The sequence below is a fragment of the Sutcliffiella horikoshii genome (assembly GCF_020524325.1).
Taxonomy (GTDB): Bacteria; Bacillota; Bacilli; order Bacillales; family Bacillaceae_I; genus Sutcliffiella_A; species Sutcliffiella_A horikoshii_D.
The window spans coordinates 589,443-607,171 of sequence record NZ_JAIVKY010000007.1 but is presented as its reverse complement, the minus strand read 5'-3'; the positions used below and the strand labels follow the sequence as shown (position 1 = coordinate 607,171).

Below are 17,729 nucleotides of genomic sequence, written 5' to 3'. Positions count from 1 at the left end.
AAAATAAAATGCAACCCTCTATGCTAATACCCTAGTGGGTATCGGTAACTCTATAATATACCACTTAGGGTATATTATCAAGTACTTTTTTTACTATCTGCTTTTAATCAGAAGATCAACCGCTTGTTGCACCATTTCACTAGTCTCTTCACCTTTTAGTACATTTTCTCGAACGCATTGCTCCAAGTTTGTACTTACGATAACGCCAATGGCACGTTCAATTGCAGTAGTTGCGGCATTTAATTGAGATACCACATCTCGACAATCTTCACCTTGCTCCATCATATGAAGAACTCCCCTGATTTGCCCTTCGGCACGTTTCAATCGATTCTTCATTTGGTTTGTGTATTCCATAGCAGACATGCACCTCCTGTTGAAAATGATGTAGTAACAATGTCTATGCTCATATATTATACCCCTCAGGGTATATTGTCAACCCTTTAAATTTTAATTCTATTACTTCCTTATTATATAGAATGGAGTTGCTTTATCTCTTCTATACCATTATTTAAGGAACCATCAGTAAATAAAATCGTTTCAACAATCATGTATTTGTGGTAGGATTATTCTAGTATATCATTTAGCGAAACGTTTCGATTTAAAGTATTTTGTAAGCGCTTTTCTATTTTACTTTAAGGGGATGGAGAGACATGATTGAAATTAAAAATAAACAGATACTTATAGATGGAAAACCCGCACTTATTATGTGCGGAGAAATACATTATTACCGTTTAGAACGAAAAGATTGGCAAGATCGCATCAATAAACTGAAAGATGCAGGTTGCAATGCCGTTGCTACATATATCCCTTGGCTTTGTCATGAGCCGGTGGAAGGACAGGTAGATTTAGATGGCCAAACTCGACCGGAATTGGACTTAGGTGCATTTATCGACCTTTGTGCCGAAAATGATCTATACTTTTTTGCCAGACCAGGCCCGTTCATTATGGCAGAAATGAAAAATGAAGGGATACCTCATTGGGTATCTGAGAAGCACCCAGAAGTTGTCCCAGTCGGTTGGGATGGCAATGCAGCAACTACACCAACACTCGATTACCTGGCTCCAAACTTCTTGAAAGAAACAAAAAAGTGGTATGAGGCAGTAATGGCAGTCATCGCTCCACGTTTGCATACAAACGGCGGGAATATTATTGGGGTACAGCTTGATAATGAAATTGGTATGTTATCTTGGGTCAGCAACTGTCCTGATCTGACTGAGCACCTGTTGGAGGACTTTGTTATCTGGTTACAAGATAATTACGAAGAAGCAGAGCTAAAGCAGCGTTATCCATTTAACCTGCAGGATGCAACTGAAAGAATCACTGGCATCCGCTCTCCAAAAGAGGAGTATGCAGCTGAATTGATGCGCGACCTTGGCCATTACATGAGAGACCGCTTTGCCCGTTATGTCGCTATTTTGCGCGAGTATGCCGAAGAATTCGGTGTGAAAGATGTTCCATTCATCGTCAATATTCATGGAACAGGCGGAGGCCGTGGTTTGACATATCCGATCGGTATCTCTCAGCTTTACGAGTCCTACACACAGGGAGATGGATACTTGTCCGGGTCTGACATCTATTTTGGGGATCTAGATATGGAATCATTCCAAGATCTTTACTTGATCAATGGGTTTATGGATGCAGTGCATAATCCTGATCAGCCTTTGACTAGCGTCGAGTTCAACTGTGGCGACGGCAATTTCGGGGAGACATATGGCGGTCGTTATGATGTTTCTGCCGCCGATTTTAAAACAAGAATGTGTGTCGCACAAGGAAATCGTCTTATTAACTATTACCTGTTTACCGGCGGCTACAACTATAATATGGATGAAGCAGCAGGCGACGGAAATGGACGTATTGCTTCCACTGGAGAGCGTCACGGATTTGCAGCGCCGGTCAATCCAGAGGGTAAACTCAACTACACCTTCCCTCGCATGGCCCGTTCCATCAAAACGATGATGGCAGTAGGGAACAAGCTGGCAGCAATGGATGAGGACCGAGACTCTGTGGCTTTCGCGTTTATCCCGGACTATTACATGACGGAATATCGCTATCCTGATAGTGCGAAAATGCGGGAGATTGTCGATAATATCACGATGCATCGCGGTGCAGGTGCCTGGGAGATTGTTGCTCGTGCGATGTTGCTTGCAAGCTACAGATTCAGTTCCGTAGATGTACAAAATAAAGAATTGGATCCGAAAGTGACCAAGGCACTTGTACTGCCATCTGCCCGTTATATGGACAGAGACGTCCAGCTGAAATTGGTTGAGTATTTGCAGCATGGTGGAGGAATTCTGTTATACGGCGAGGTTCCGACCTTTGATATGGAAGGAAAACCTTTTTCTGTTTTAGCTGATGCGCTTGGCGTGAAGCCTTTGGGTGTAACATTCAATGAACACGGGCGATTCATGTCCTTGACTGCAGACGGCTGGGCTTCAGAGCGTCCTGAAATTCGCACTTATTTTACACAAACATTTGAACTTGGTTCGAATGCCGAAGCCATCATGCGTGTGACGGAATTGGATGATGTGTGTGGGTTTGATACGAAGGTTGGAGAAGGACGTGCGATTGTGCTTGCTACGGCTTATCGTTGCGATATCGATCTTTTTAAAACTTCATTGGAGCGACTTGGTGCTACTGCAGGTCTTACTCATGATTGTGAGTACCATGGCATTTTCTCGACATCTGTATCTAATGGCGATGAGCGTTTTATTCATCTTTTGAATTTGGATGGATTTGAGAAGGAAATTCAGATTTGTTTAAACGGAAGCAAATTGCTAGACGGACGCAATTTTACATTACAAAGTAAAGATGGCGTGATGCTACCTATGAATGTATCCTTGGAGAAACCTGGAGTAAAAGTAGTTTATTCTACTGCTGAAATTATGGAGGTTATCGATGATTCCATTGCCTTCCGACTGACACAAAAGAGGGATGTCATTCTCTTGGAAACAGACAGGGTTGTACTGGAGAACGCTGATTATCATGTGGAAAAGGTTGATTCTTCAAAAGTTTTAATTACTTCTAAGAAACATGGGAAAATTGATGATCATTTAGTGGTTAAATTCAAATAATGGATTTAGAGAGCTGTCCAGGTCCCTTACTCTTCATAAGAGCACGGTATCTGGGCATTTTTACTGTGATTTAACAGAGTTCGTGCGGAACAAGGGGAGTTCGTGCTAAAACGCCCTGAGTTCGTGCCGAAACACCTTGAGTTCGTGCTAAAACCCATCAAGTTGGTGCCGATTTCCCAAAACCACAAAAAAACAGGCAGCCCCCCTTCTCCCGGAGGCCACCTGTCCAACAAACAATTAAATTTTCTCCATCATCCCCTGCAAATTCCCAATACTGACACGCAAACTGTCCAATGGATTCCCAGGACATACATCCTGCTCAACGATGTACCACTTCACGCCGTTCTCTTCTCCCCAACGCACTACCGGTTCAAAGTCAATGACTCCTGTACCTACCTCTGCAAAGCTTCCTTCCTCACCTGCAGCCATATCTTTCATATGTAACGTTGGAACACGGCCAGTTAACGGTGACAAGAATTCCAGAACATCACGACCTGCTTTGGTTACCCAATAAACATCTAGCTCGGCATACAGCAAGTTTTTATCACTAGGCTCTAGTAAATATTCTAGGACTACCTTGCCGTCAATTTCTTTATGAAACTCGAAATCATGGTTATGATAACTAATCGTGTAACCGTCTTTCTTCAAGACAGCAGCAAGCTCATTCAACTCAGCCTTCAAAGAAACATAATATTCCTCCGTACGGTCTTCTTCAACCACATATGGCATAACAAGGTGCTTTGTCCCGAATAGCTCTGCTTCATCTAACACGGTCGGAAGCTCGTTGCGTAATCGATCCAATCCTACATGCATACCTGCAACGGAGAGCTCTAATTCGTTGAGAGCAGCCGCGATTTCTTTTGCATCATGGCCGTAAAGTCCTGCCATTTCCACTCCTGCATAGCCCATTTCTTTTAGCTCTTTAAGTACTCCGATAAAATCCTTTTCCAATAGATCACGCACTGTATAAAGCTGTGCTGCAATTTTATGTTTCATCCTCATCCGCCTCCAATTTTATAAAAACAAGCAACCAAGAACCTTGGTTGCTGTTTTAGATATCCTTAAACCCACCACATTTCAGCAGGTTGCTCTTTAATCAATACAGATTGTAGGTTCGTCACCGCACGCGCAAAGCCCTCTTCAATCGACATGATTGGGTCTTCGTGCTCGATGCTGACTACATAATCGTACCCGTACGTACGCAATGCGCTCATCATATCTGACCACTCTTGGACACTATGGCCGCATCCCACAGAACGGAAGCTCCATGCACGAGTTTGCACTTCGCCATATGGCTGCATGTCCGTCAAGCCGTACATGTTCACATTATCCTGATCGATGTATGTGTCTTTTGCATGGAAATGATGGATAGCGCCAGCTTTTCCTAAAATTTTGATTGCTGCAACAGGATCAATTCCTTGCCACCAAAGATGACTTGGATCTAAGTTTGCGCCAATTGCAGGGGACGTTAACTCACGAAGTTTCAGCATCGTGTGTGGCGTATGTACCAAGAATCCGCCGTGCAGTTCAAGTCCGATTTTAATATTACGCTCTTCCGCGTACTTCCCTACTTCCTTCCAGTAAGGCACAAGCTTTGTTTCCCATTGCCATGTAAGAACGTCGCCATATTCATTTGGCCATGGTGCAACAGGCCAGTTTGGTGCTTTTGCTGTTTCGCTGTCACCAGGAACGCCTGAGAAGCAGTTCACTACTTCTACCCCAGTTAATGCAGCAAGATCAATCGTTTTTAGTAATGTTTCATGCGATTCTTTTGCAAAAGCTTCATCTGGTGAAATTGGATTACCATGGCAGCTGAATGCACTGATTTGTAAACCGCGGGAATGGATTTCCTCCATATAAGCATTGCGCGCCCCTTCGTCTTCTAAAAGGGTATCCAAAGGACAATGATTGTTTCCAGGATAGCAACCAGTACCGATTTCCACTGCATCCAACCCTGCCGCTTTTACATAATCAAGCATTTCTGTGAAAGATTTATTTGCAAAAAGGACGGTAAATACGCCTAGTTTCATAAATGTTCACGCTCCTTAGTTCAATTCGTTTTGGATGTTGACAATTTTCTTCGTTTCATTGGATTCAAGCGCACCTAGAATAACCATCAAGGAGTTCTTTCCTTCGTTTCCGTCTACAAGTACTTCTTTGTCTTCTAGGATGCTTGTTACAAAATGGTCGATAACATGAGAACCAGTTTGTCCGCCAGCATCATTGCTTTGGATTTTACCTAATTCGTAGCGAACTGTTTCACCAGTTGCATATTGCACGACTAAAGAGTGAGTCGGATCGTCTTCTAAACGAAGAACCCCTTTTTCCGCATAGATAATGGTAGAGTTATCTTCACGCTTGTAAGACCAGCTTGCAGCAAGTGTTCCAACAATTCCGCTTTCCGTTCTTAACGCGCAAACTGCCGTGTCATCCACATCTGTGTTTTCTTTGGAAGAAGTTTCGATGAATGCTCCCACTTCTACGATTTCTTCCCCTAAAAGGTAGCGCATCAAGTCGGACTTGTGTACACCAAGGTCTCCCATTGCCCCGATAAATGCTTCTTCTTTACGGAAGAACCAGCTGTTTTTTCCGTCCACACTCCAGCCTTCTGGTCCAGGGTGACCGAATGCCGTACGGAAGCTGTAAATCTTCCCAACTTCGCCACTTTCAATCAGTTGCTTCGCTTTTTGGTGGGAAGGAACAAAACGTTGGTTGTGCGCGATCATCAGTTTTTTCCCAGACGCTTGCGCTGCAGCAATCATTTCGTCCGCTTCTTCTTTAGACGTTGCCATCGGTTTTTCACATAAAACGTGCGCTCCAGCTTTGGATGCATAGATGGATACAGGGGCATGCAGGTAGTTTGGTGTGCACACACTCACAACATCCAACTCTTCACGGTCGATCATTTCTTGGTAGCTTTCATAAGCTTTCCCGCCGTACGTTTCAACTGCTTGCTCCGCGCGTTCTAATACAACATCACATAGTGCTACAAGCTCCACATTTTGGTTTGCATGGTACTCTGGTAAATGACGGTGCTTTGCGATACTTCCGCATCCTACTACTCCAACTCGTAATTTCTTCATTTTGTTATCCCCCTTATTTGCTTTTGATTTCTTCTAATGGTTTTGCATTTCCGTAATATACATCGCCGATTGTTGTTGGTTTTGCCCAGTTAACGGCATTTTTGATGACTTTTTGCACCTTTTCATGATAGTAAGTCGGGTATGTTTCGTGGCCTGGACGGAAGTAGAATACTTTCCCTCTTCCACGCTTGTATGTGCAACCGCTGCGGAATACCTCTCCGCCTTCAAACCAGCTCACAAATACTAGCTCGTCCGGATCTGGAATATCGAAGTGCTCGCCATACATTTCTTCGCGTTCAATGTCGATATGCTCCCCAATGCCTTCTGCGATCGGATGGCCTGGTGATACTACCCAGATGCGTTCTTTTTCGTCTGCTTCTCTCCATTTCAGGTCACAAGTTGTACCCATCAATGTTTTGAAGATTTTAGAGAAATGTCCAGAGTGAAGAACGATCAATCCCATTCCGTCTAGTACTCTATTTTTCACGCGAGTGACGATCTCATCGCTCACATCTTCATGCGCTACATGGCCCCACCATAAAAGAACATCTGTGTTGTTCAACACTTCTTCGGTAAGTCCGTGCTCTGGCTCATCCAAAGTAGCGGTTCTTACTTCATAGTCTTCTTCTTTCAGGAAGGAAGCGATGGCACCGTGGATACCTTCTGGATATACTTCTCTCACTTTTTCGTTTGTTTGTTCATGTCGGTTTTCATTCCATACTGTTACTCTGATCATTGATTGTTTCCCCTTTCTTGCTACCAGTCTATTTTGGTTACACCGCTGCTGAATTACGCGCCAGGCTTCGCCTTTCGCTCCAATGATCAGCTAGGTTCCTATATTTTTTTGTAAAATCTCTAACTCTAGTAATTGGTTGTTGTCATATGTGTGGGAACGTTTCCATATTGCGATATATGAAACGTCTCAAGACAACTCTCCTACATTATAAATGGAAGATAAAGCGTTTTCAATGTTAAAGTCCGAACTAGATGGTAAAATTCCGACTTCTCGCATGAAGGGGGGAAGTTCAGGGAAGGGGACGGAAGATGACTGGCGTGAATTGATGGAAAAAAAGATAAAATGGATAAATCACTTTTACAATGGATATATTTGTTTTACAATGGATAAAACTTTTTTACAATGGATAAATGGCTCTGAACAATGGATAAAATCTTTTCACAATGGATATAAGCCAATTCTCCCCAATCAAGGATAATGGAGACCCGACATATTAAACAGGAATGACCAATATACATTAAAATTACGCAAAATGCCGTTAAACTCCCCCACCACTCTCACACAAAAAAGCCTTTCCTGTCACATTAACAGGAAAGGCCCACCGCCTTATTTCACAGACTTCCGCTCCACAATCTCGGTAGAAAGGTTATAGTAATTTTCTACTGAATCCTCTTTTGCCAACGCTTGGAACACAACATGTACCGCTAATGCCCCTACCTCATACTTTGGCTGCCTTACCGTTGTCAAAGGCGGACTCACATACTCTGCCAGCTGGATGTCATCGTAACCGATGATGGAAATGTCATCTGGCACGCTGATTTTGTTCTCTTTAAAGGCTTGCAGACCGCCGATTGCCATCTCATCATTGGCGTAGAAAATGGCTTCTGGTAGTTGGCGTTGTGCGATTAGCATTTTTGTTGCTCGGTAGCCGCCTTCACGAGTGAAATCGCCGGACAGCTTCCATTTGTTCTGGTATTGGATTCCGTGTTCCTTTAAGGCCAACATATACCCGTCAAAACGCATCTGATTATCATGGGAGTTCATCGGTCCGCTCACATAGCCGATTTCACGATGTCCTTTGTTAATCAAGTATTCCGTTGCCGCATATCCCCCGTGAATATTGTCCACTTCCACTTGATACACAAATTCATGGTTAAGCTTTCGATCAAGTACGACGATTGGGAAACCTTCACGTGCTGATTCTAAGATAATATCGTTTGTTATATTATGGGCAAGGATGATCGCGCCATCCACCCTTTTTTCTTTTAGAAATTTTGCTGCGGTTGATTGCGCACCACCAACAGAGCTACATGCTATCAGATCATAACCATTTGCAGTGGTGACTTCCTGTACCCCTTTGATTAGCTCGGAATAGAATGGTCCCGATAGATCCCTTAATATAAGGGCAATTGTATTCGTTTTTGTTCTTTTTAAATCAGAAGCAAAACCATTTTTAAAGTAGTTCAATTCCCTAGCGGCTTCTTGCACTTTTTTCATTGTAGCCGGACTGACCTTGTTTACATTATTCAATGCATAGGATGCCGTCGAAACTGCTACTCCGGCAAGCTTTGCCACATCTTTGATTGTTGCCACCTTGCTTAACCCCCTTATGAAGACAGGCCACGTGCCCAAAAACGACATGTGATCACCTTCTGTTCGAAACGTTTCAATCTCCTATCTCTAGCATAATGTAAACGTTGTTATTATTCAATAGTTTATAGCTTCCATAGAGGGTTTTCTAAAACAATATCCTGCTTAATTATTAAACAAATCCTGATTTTCCTGATCCAATCCATAAGGTAATATTTCAGGGCGGGAACATCTATTTTTCATGTGAACATGCTTTCCTTCCACCGAAGATTCGTGGATGGCATGCATGACTTCTAAAACTTGTAGAGCCATCTGTCCATTTGCCCTGTGAGGTCTGCCAGCTCTGATCGCATGGGCCATATCAGCCGCTCCAATTCCTCTGCTGTTATCGGAGTATCCGTATTCCAGTGGAACTTCCTTAAAATCGTGTTCCCCAAGTGCTCGAACACGAATCGCACCGCCAAAATTATTCGGATCTGGAACACTTAGCGTCCCTTTTGTGCCGTAGATTTCTATGCATGGCAGCTGGGTGCCACCCATCACATCAAAGCTTGTAATGAGTGTTCCAACCGCTCCATTTTCAAAATCAAGCAAACCTGTGACATGTGTTGGTGTTTCTACTTGTATTTGGCGTCCGTAATCTTCTGCTCTTGTCACGGTCCGCTTTTCAAAGGCTGATTGGGTGGAGCCTGTTACTCGTTTGATCGGTCCCAAAAGATGAATGAAAGCCGTTAAATAATAAGGTCCCATGTCAAACATCGGTCCGCCACCTTTTTGGTAGTAAAAATCAGGTGCAGGATGCCAGCCTTCAGGACCTGCCCCTAGCATGAAGCCTGTAGCTGCTACCGGCTTGCCAATCACTCCTTCGTCGATTAGCTTACGGCAGGTTTGCAGCGCTCCGCCAAGAAACGTATCTGGAGCACAACCAACACGGAGCCCTTTTTTCTCAGCCAATTCTAAAAGTTTTTTCCCTTCTGCGACTTCTATTGTCAGTGGTTTTTCAACAAATACGTGTTTGCCTGCTTCAAGTGCAGCAAGTGTCACTTCATAGTGTGCTTTAGGAATGGTCAGGTTGATGACCATTTCAATTTCCGGATCTGCTAGCATTTCTTCAACCGTGTAAACTTTCTCCATGTTATATTCTGCTGCCTTCTCTTTTGCGCGTTCCAAATTCAAATCGGCTACTGCGACAATGTCCAGGATGGAAAATTTGGTTGGCGCTTCTAAATAAATGCCGCTGATCGTACCTGTACCGATGACTCCAACTTTCACTTTTTTCAAGATTTTCTCTCCTCACAAAGAAATACGGCGCACATAAACCTACGCCGTATCCTATCATTAAATTGGTATCTTCCTATTTTACCCTTTTAGTGGTAAGAAAGCTTAGATAAATACCTCGATCTTATTTTCACCTTCAAGCAGAAGCTGTTTTAACTCTTCCTTGCTGATGACATATCCTCCGTTGCGGTAGCGGTTGGAGACTTCTGATCCCTTCACTGCTTTTCCGTTTACACGTACTTCCTTCTGTTCTTGACCTAAGTGGTAAACAAACTGAACATCGTGTCCATTTACTTTATAGGTAAAGTGCAGTCCGTCAAGTTCTGCTGGCAACACTGGGTCCACTACAAGGTCTCCTGCTTGGAAACGGATGCCGAGGCAGTTGGAAATCAATTGGTTCATGTAGATTCCTGGTCCGCTAGAATAGATTCTCCATCCGCCTTTTACTTTTACAGAGCCATCGCGCAGTTTGCCAAATTGTTCTTGTGCTTCATAACGGTCGTTAAACTGTCCGTCTGAAGAGCTGAAGTAGGCGTTGCTTTGACGGCGTTCTGCGTTTGGCACTGCCTTTTGGATATTGATTGGGTTGATGGTATTCAAACCTTTCCACACTTCATCCGTCTTCCCAAGCTTGGCCATTGCTTCCACATAACGGATATGTGCGTGCACATATTGCAGTCCGATTTCACGGCCGAAGTTTGCCGCTTGTTCTGCACGCTTAAAGTGTGTGCTGACGCCACCTGCATAGTTTGCCGGGCGGTTCATAAGACGCACGCCGTCTGGGCAGTACAACTCTTTCTTAATCAAGTCAAAATGAGATTTTGCTTGTTCTGGTGTTAATAGTTCACTGATCATGCTGCGAGTCATTGGCAGCAAACGATAATGAATGCCTGTTTTTGTATCTTCTGGGTGTACCATCAATTCCGGTTTGTCCTGATCTTCCATATAAACGAAACCAGGAATTACATCAGATGCAAGCATGTATTTATTAAAGTCAATTTCAATACCTTTTGCCAAAGCCTTTAGTTCTGTTGCTTCCTCTGTTAAAACATCCTCTAGTGCTTTAGAAAGTGTGTTCAATACTTGATAGGTTAAGGAAACGGTCCAGCTCGATACCATGTATTGCTTCAACTGCGCATTTGCCGGCTGCAGCGTGTCATCCCAGTCTCCGTCACCATAGGAGGATAGGAAGGTATCATGTAGGAAGTGATCCTTAATGAATTGAATTTCTTTTTTCGCATGTTCGAACACAGTCGCTTTTTCTTCTGTGAAATGGAATGCACCACGAACCGTGTAAGGAACCTTTTCTTCTAAAATAGAGTAATCTTTTGTGATCGTAAGGTAATCACTTAATACTTTTAATGGCCAAACGATGATATCTCCGTGACTCTCTTCGCTTTGGATACGGTTGTAATGATCAAACATGAACCATTGCGGCCAGTTCCCAGTATCCTCATATTGATGAGTGTACACTTTTTTGATGATTTCCTTCACGCTTTCGTAGTTTTGCGTTGCCATGAAGTATTCCGTTGGCCCTTGGCAAACATCACGCGTCCCCCATGCCGCTCCACCGTATTGCTCTAGACCATGTGGCACAGAGTAGTGAACTAGCATGTTATGTGTATACCACCATGCAGTGGCATTCATTTTTTCTAACTCTTCTTTACTTTCGTTGCCCAATGACAACTTGAAGCCGTTCATCACTTTTTCAAAAAACGCGCGGTAACGTTCAACTTCTGTGGCAAAATCCGCAGCCACAAATTCTCTCTCTTCACCATGCAATAACCCTTGAACCGTCATCGACCAGCTAGCTGTTGCTTCTGTTTCCAATACCACAAGGGAAGCAGATCCAGGTGCAATCCCTTCTGCAAGTTTCGTTTCGTCGCTAACCCTAAAGTCAGCGCCTTCCACAGTCAGTTTGTAAGCTAGGTCAGGGTAAACATGCTTGCTATCAGACCCTTCCACCGCTTTAAACGTCAATACCTTGCCGTCCTGTTTCATATCATAAGAAACAACCAGTTCATTGTTGTTCATGGAGATTTGATTGGTCACAAGGTAACGGTAGTTTTTGCCGTTTTCAGACGTTACCTCTAACTGAATGTCAGGAGAATCTACTACTGTATAGTTTGTTACCACAATTACATCGTCTGCTGTTTTGTAGTACCAGCGAGCATAGTTAAAGCCAATTTCGAATAAAGTAGGCATCGTTAATAACTTGTACTGTCCTTCGACTTCCACATAGATGCGCTGTCCGGAAGTTTTCATGACATTCAACGCATTACGTGCATTTGTCATCATCTTATGGAAAGAAGTGTTGCCTACCACAAGCTGCGAGTTAAAAATACCGTACATATAAGATGTAGAGGTGATGATGTTTTCCGTCATTTTGTCATTATTGCCGGACATGATGATATGGCCGTGCGGGCGCTCAACGATAAGCTCTTTTTCTTTTAACACGATATGCTCATACGTATCGGTGAAGAAAGATAGCAACGTTTCGCCTTCCCATTCTTCTTGCTGGCGAACCGGGAAGTACTTATCCAGTTCCTCTTTTGTAAAAGAAGATCCGGAAAGTACGCCTGCTAGGTTGGCGTTGGCCGTAACCTTATTCAATTCTTCAGAAGAGTCGGATGCAATCTCCTTCACTTCTTCCCAAGCCTTTGCTACTTCCTCAGTAAACTCAAGCTCTGTTACAGCTTCTTGGTGGTTTTCTTTGAACAGGCCATAAAATACGAAGTTTTCTTGCCCATCAAGCACAACCTTTTCGGATTGCAAGCCTGTAAAAGCGAATTCATATTGATAGATTTCATTGGAAAGTGTTTCTTTTGATAGCACTTCCGGCTCGTTTGTTTCTTTGTAGGAAAGACCAAAGAATTGGAAGCCATCTGTTGAGTAGCCCACTGCTTTTGTCAGGGAACCTTGTTGCAAGTATGGAAAACCTTCAGGTTGTGGCTGGTTCTGACGGGAGCAAACTACATAGCCATTCTGCTCGTCTTCAAATACGGTGTGGTCGATATACTGGGACAGGTATGATTCGTTTGTACGAACAAGCCCTTTGCTTCCGATTCCAACATCTTGACCATATACAATATCGACTGTTTGACCGTCGCCATTTACGTTTACATCCCAGAACCAGATACCTTTTTCTGATAGACGGAAATTTACGGAATAGTCGATGTCAGCAACTGTTCCTTCCCATTTAATTTCGTTTTGGGAATGGCTTGTGGTGCTGGTTGATTTTACGCCTAGTAAGGGGTAAGCTTTGATCCCGTTTTCACCGTGAACGCGAAGGTATAGGTTGTTGAGTGCACCGTCGATTGGGTTGGACATCCATTGGTTGATCATGATTTCCTTGTGTGTTGCTTCAAAGAGGTCCCCGCTGTTTAGGAAAGTAAAGCGAACATTTCCGGCTTCTATATTAATCTTTTGATTGGCTGTTTTTGTTTGCATGATTAAAGTCCTCCTTTAATGGTTGGGCTGCTGATACGAAGCAGGTGATTTTGGAAAAGGCTTCGCTTTCCTAGGGGCTTACATGAGCTTCCTCTGTTACGCCGACGCCACTGAAAAAATCTATGATATTACTTTTTGGTTCTCACCGTTGTTGATTTCCGCAAATGGCTTCGCTTTCCGCGGGGCGACCTTGAGCCTCCTCGTTTCACTGCGGGGTCTCAACATTGTCGCTACTCCCCCGCTGGAGTCTTCGCCTTTTTCTCCAACCAACAGCTGTAAATCTTTATTCACACGAAATATCAGTTTTCAGTGGCTTAGCTTCGCCTTTTTCTCCAATCACCTGCTGGTACTGCACTTTCGTTACAAACTACTTATTTAAAATGAACTCTTTTATTGTTAGTTCGTTGCTGTTTGGGCCGATCATGGCGTGGAATATGCCTTTGTCGCTCTGGAAGGTCAGGTCCGAATGATAGTAACGAAGCTGATCTTCTGTGATGGTGAAAGTGACTTGTTTTGTTTCACCAGGCTCTAGCCAAACTTTTTCATATCCTTTTAACTCTTTAAGCGGGCGGACAATTTCGCCTGAGAGGTCACGGATATAGAACTGAACCGTTTCTTCACCGGCGCGTTCACCTGTATTCGTTACGTTGACCGTCACATCGATACTGGAGTCTTCTGTTAAACTATCTGTTGATAAGTTCACATCGCTGTATTCAAAAGTTGTATAGCTTAATCCGTATCCAAATGGAAGTAGTGGCTCATTTGGGATATCAAGATAATGGGTGACATAGCGTTCCTGTTTGTTTTTGCCTTGCGGGCGCCCTGTGTTGAAACAGTTATAGTAGACAGGCACCTGTCCAACAGAATATGGGAAACTCATCGCAAGTCTTCCGGAAGGATTCACCTCTCCAAACAACAGGTCCGCGATGGCCGATCCAGCTTCCGTTCCCGGATACCAGGCTTCAAGTAATGCATCAGATTGATCAATTACTCCATGAAGATCTAACGGACGACCATTGAAAAGAACGGTCACGACTGGCTTACCAAGCTCCCTCATTTTCGCTGCAAGCTTTAATTGTGCTTCAGGCAGGCGGATGTCTGCACGGCAGCCACCTTCTCCGCTCATTTCAGATGCTTCCCCAAGTGCAAGGACAATGACATCTGCTTCCTTTGCTGTTTCCACAGCTTGTGTGAGCTGCTCTTCTGTCATCGTTTCGATGTCAGAGCCTTGTGCAACCAAAAGGTTGGCTTCAGATGTTTTGGCAAGCAGTCCGTCATAAACCTGTACTGCGGCTTCCTTTGAACCTTGCCAGGACCAAGGACCAAGCACGTCCCCGTTTTTCGCAAAAGGTCCGATTACTGCGATTTTCTTGTCTTTATTCAACGGTAGAACCTGATCATTTTTTAAGAGAACACTAGATTTGATGGCAAGTTCCTTTGCCACTTGGCGGTGCTCCTCTGACATGATGACTTCTTTTTCTAGTTCTTCGCTCGTACCGCGGTATGGATTTTCAAAAAGTCCAAGTTTGTTTTTTAAGTTGAGAATTCGTAAGACCGATTCATCGATCAGCGCTTCCGAAAGTTCGCCGCTCCCAACAAGATCTTGAAGGTTTTTTGCATAACAGGCGGTCATCATTTCGATGTCCACCCCTGCCTCAAGACCTTTCAGCGCCGCTTCTCGTTCGTCTTCTGCAACGCCATGTGGAATCAGTTCTTTTACAGCACCCCAGTCGGAAATCATGACACCGTCAAAGCCCCATTCCTCGCGCAGAAGGTCTCTCATCAGCTTTTTATTACCTGATGCAGGAATGCCGTCGACCGTGTTAAAAGCGGTCATAACCATTTCGCAGCCTTCATCTAATGCCGCTTTATACGCCGGCAAGTAAGACTCGCGAAGCTGTCTTTCTGACATGTTGACCGTATTATAATCTCTGCCTCCTTCTGGTGCCCCGTATGCTGCGAAGTGTTTTACGCAAGCTGCAACACGGTGAGTGTCATTGGTCAAGTCCTCTCCTTGGAAGCCTCGAACAAAGGCCTTGGCAAAGACACTGTTCAGATAAGGATCTTCCCCTGTTGATTCCATCACTCGTCCCCATCTAGGATCTCTTACTAAATCGACCATCGGTGCAAATGTGACATGAACACCAGAGACAGATGCTTCTTTGGCGGCAATTTCTGCACTCTTTTCGGCAAGCTCTGTATCCCAGGAACAACCAATTGCAAGAGGTACTGGAAAGATGGTTTTAAATCCGTGGACAATATCTGCCATCATCAGTAGAGGAATTCCCAACCTGTTTTCTGCAAGATGCTCTCGTTGAATATTGGCAACTTCCCACGCTCCTGATGCACCAAGGACAGAGCCGCTGTTTTGCACCACGTCATTTGAAATTCCCATGTCTTCTAAAGGACCGGTAATTTCTCCATCCCCTGCTGCACCTTTATAGAAGAATGTTGCCAATTGCATGAGCTGGGCTATTTTTTCCTCTAATGTCATTTGTTCTAGAAGACTTTCCATGTTTTTAGCCATCCTTAATTACCTCCCCAATCGCACTGCATATATACGAAACGTTTTCACTGAAAACAATGCATAAATATAAGCTTTTCTGTAATAAAATTTGGTATATTTTTCGAAACGTTTCTATTTATTTCGATAAAGAGGCCATAACAGCACTCTTTACCCACTTATTCACCCGCTATACCGGAGCGGTCGACACCTTCAACAAACCAGCGTTGTGTGATTGCATAGACAACAAGCATCGGCAAGATCGTCATAACTGTACCTGCCATATTGATGCCTTCGTTTATTTCAGATGCTTCCCCACCACTTTGCGGGTACATCTGTTGATAGGTCGCTACGAACTTTTGAAGCTCGAGCGGTAAGGTTGTTAATGAGTTACCAAAATAGATCGCTGCCAGATATGTTTCGTTCCAATACCAAACGAAGGAGAATAAGAACGAAATGATGATAGCAGGTGCAGCCATTGGAAGCGCAAGCGTTAAGAATATACGTAAATATCCTGCGCCATCAAGCTGGGCTGCTTCTTCCAGCGCTTTTGGCATCATTTTAAAGAACTGATAGAAAATCAGAATGAAGATGGCACTGTTGATTCCTTGTCCAAGTAAGGCTGGGAACAAGAAAGCTTGAATGCTTCCCAGAATACCTATCTCGTTAAAAAATACATAACGAGGGATGACCGTCACTTGAGGAGGAATGATGAACGTCGCCAATACCAACACAAACATGGTCCGTTTGAATGGAAAGGCAAAGCGTGCAAACCCATAGCCAACAACGGCACATACTGCCGTTTGAACAATGGCTGGTATTGCTGTCACATATAGAGACTCCACTAAAGTAGGTACGAACTTCAATACTGCATATGCAGATTGATAGTTATCCAGATAAAGTTGTGTTGGAATCCAGTTTACTAGTGGATTTAAGATATCATCCAAACTTTTTAAACTATATGAAATCATATAAAGCAACGGGAATAAGTATACAAAGCCAATTCCAATTAACAAGCCGTAGATGAATAGCTTATATAGAAGGCCGTCGTTCCCTTTCATTCCGAAAGCGAGCTTTTTCAACCTGGTCACGATGCCTGTCCCTTTTGGTTTGCGGTTAGTCAGCGATTCGCTTGCCATGATAACGGCCTCCTTTAAGCATAATTTTTTCTTCCTCTAACGGTTAACAGTGCTACTGAAATACCCAGTGCAACCGCAATCAATAGGAAGTAGATCCATGACAGGGCTGAGGCATAGCCAAAGCCTGTATTGATTTGAAACATATTTGTTTGGATATGCTCGATGACTGGATTTAACGAGAATATCGAGAATGTCACAATCGTATAAACCGTATTAACGACGATCATTGGGAAAATGCTTGGCAGTGTCACCTTCCAAAAGCATTCCCAGTTGGACGCGCCGTCAATTTTGGCAGCTTCATAGACTTGTGTATCTATTTTTTGCAAGGCTGCCAGGAATATTAAGAACTGCACTCCGGAAAACCATAAAATGATGATCAGGTTATCCATTAAATACAGGAGCACACTGCTGAATAAGGAATCAGCAGAGAGCATCGTTTCAAATATCGCATAGTCCTTGATGGACGGAATCGATGTCACACCCTGTGAAATCAATTCATTGATAACCGGGCCGCTCGCAATGATAACCGGAAGGAAGAAAATCATCCGGAAAAAATTACGAAAGCGGATTGGCTGATTCAACAGAATCGCAATGATTAAAGAAAATACAATGATGATTGGCACCGATAACACCAGCTCCTGCACAAACGTCAACAGCTTTTGGGTGAACAATGCATCCACTGTAAAGGCATCTTTAAAATTATCAAACTTTACAAAGGTCGTTTGGATACCCTCTGTAGTAATCCTTACTTTTTGAAAACTTAAGTACAAGGAATAAAAGAGGGGATAAGCTGTGAATAAGAGAAACCCAAGAATCCATGGTGAGATGAACAATAATCCTGTTAGCGAATTCTTCGAGCGCATGGATAGCTGCTTCATG

Annotated in this window: 13 protein-coding genes; 2 read left to right on the top strand and 11 right to left on the bottom strand. The window is 43.6% G+C overall.

What is annotated here, in order from left to right:
* Window positions 1–93: 93 nt before the first annotated feature.
* Window positions 94–354, bottom strand: a complete 261-nt coding sequence (locus LC091_RS11730; protein WP_010196754.1) for a metal-sensitive transcriptional regulator — start codon at window positions 352–354, stop codon at window positions 94–96.
* A gap of 296 nt (window positions 355–650) precedes the next feature.
* Here LC091_RS11730 and LC091_RS11725 point away from each other — a divergent pair, with 296 nt between their 5' ends.
* Window positions 651–3,071, top strand: a complete 2,421-nt coding sequence (locus LC091_RS11725) for a beta-galactosidase (protein ID WP_226682209.1) — start codon at window positions 651–653, stop codon at window positions 3,069–3,071.
* A gap of 237 nt (window positions 3,072–3,308) precedes the next feature.
* On the opposite strand, the gene LC091_RS11720 is transcribed toward LC091_RS11725, so the two are convergent.
* From LC091_RS11720 to LC091_RS11705, 4 genes are all read right to left on the bottom strand, one after another.
* Window positions 3,309–4,067, bottom strand: coding sequence for a sugar phosphate isomerase/epimerase family protein (locus LC091_RS11720; protein ID WP_226682208.1), 759 nt, complete (start codon window positions 4,065–4,067; stop codon window positions 3,309–3,311).
* Window positions 4,068–4,132: 65 nt separating this feature from the next.
* Window positions 4,133–5,101, bottom strand: a complete 969-nt coding sequence (locus tag LC091_RS11715) for a sugar phosphate isomerase/epimerase family protein (RefSeq protein ID WP_226682206.1) — start codon at window positions 5,099–5,101, stop codon at window positions 4,133–4,135.
* A 15-nt stretch (window positions 5,102–5,116) separates the two neighbouring features.
* Entirely contained in the window at window positions 5,117–6,154 is a 1,038-nt protein-coding gene (locus LC091_RS11710) for a Gfo/Idh/MocA family protein (protein WP_226682205.1), read from the bottom strand.
* 13 nt (window positions 6,155–6,167) lie between these two features.
* On the bottom strand, window positions 6,168–6,890 hold the full coding sequence (locus tag LC091_RS11705) for a ThuA domain-containing protein (RefSeq protein ID WP_226682203.1): 723 nt from the start codon (window positions 6,888–6,890) through the stop codon (window positions 6,168–6,170).
* A 211-nt stretch (window positions 6,891–7,101) separates the two neighbouring features.
* On the opposite strand from LC091_RS11705, the gene LC091_RS11700 reads away from it, so the two are divergent.
* On the top strand, window positions 7,102–7,368 hold the full coding sequence (locus LC091_RS11700) for a hypothetical protein (RefSeq protein WP_226682202.1): 267 nt from the start codon (window positions 7,102–7,104) through the stop codon (window positions 7,366–7,368).
* A gap of 128 nt (window positions 7,369–7,496) precedes the next feature.
* Here LC091_RS11700 and LC091_RS11695 read toward each other — a convergent pair whose 3' ends face one another.
* The 6 genes from LC091_RS11695 to LC091_RS11670 form a co-directional block, all read right to left on the bottom strand.
* Window positions 7,497–8,483, bottom strand: coding sequence for a LacI family DNA-binding transcriptional regulator (locus tag LC091_RS11695; protein ID WP_226682201.1), 987 nt, complete (start codon window positions 8,481–8,483; stop codon window positions 7,497–7,499).
* 162 nt (window positions 8,484–8,645) lie between these two features.
* Window positions 8,646–9,761, bottom strand: a complete 1,116-nt coding sequence (locus LC091_RS11690; RefSeq protein WP_226682199.1) for a Gfo/Idh/MocA family protein — start codon at window positions 9,759–9,761, stop codon at window positions 8,646–8,648.
* 102 nt (window positions 9,762–9,863) lie between these two features.
* Window positions 9,864–13,208, bottom strand: coding sequence for a GH36-type glycosyl hydrolase domain-containing protein (locus LC091_RS11685; protein ID WP_226682198.1), 3,345 nt, complete (start codon window positions 13,206–13,208; stop codon window positions 9,864–9,866).
* Window positions 13,209–13,575: 367 nt separating this feature from the next.
* Entirely contained in the window at window positions 13,576–15,735 is a 2,160-nt protein-coding gene (locus LC091_RS11680; protein WP_226682196.1) for a glycoside hydrolase family 3 N-terminal domain-containing protein, read from the bottom strand.
* Between the two features lie 155 nt (window positions 15,736–15,890).
* Window positions 15,891–16,850 (bottom strand): carbohydrate ABC transporter permease, encoded by a 960-nt coding sequence (locus tag LC091_RS11675; RefSeq protein WP_226682195.1) that lies wholly within the window; start codon window positions 16,848–16,850, stop codon window positions 15,891–15,893.
* 14 nt (window positions 16,851–16,864) lie between these two features.
* The gene (locus LC091_RS11670; protein ID WP_226682191.1) at window positions 16,865–17,728 is read right to left on the bottom strand and encodes a carbohydrate ABC transporter permease; all 864 of its coding nucleotides are present in this window, start codon (window positions 17,726–17,728) and stop codon (window positions 16,865–16,867) included.
* Window position 17,729: the final 1 nt, after the last annotated feature.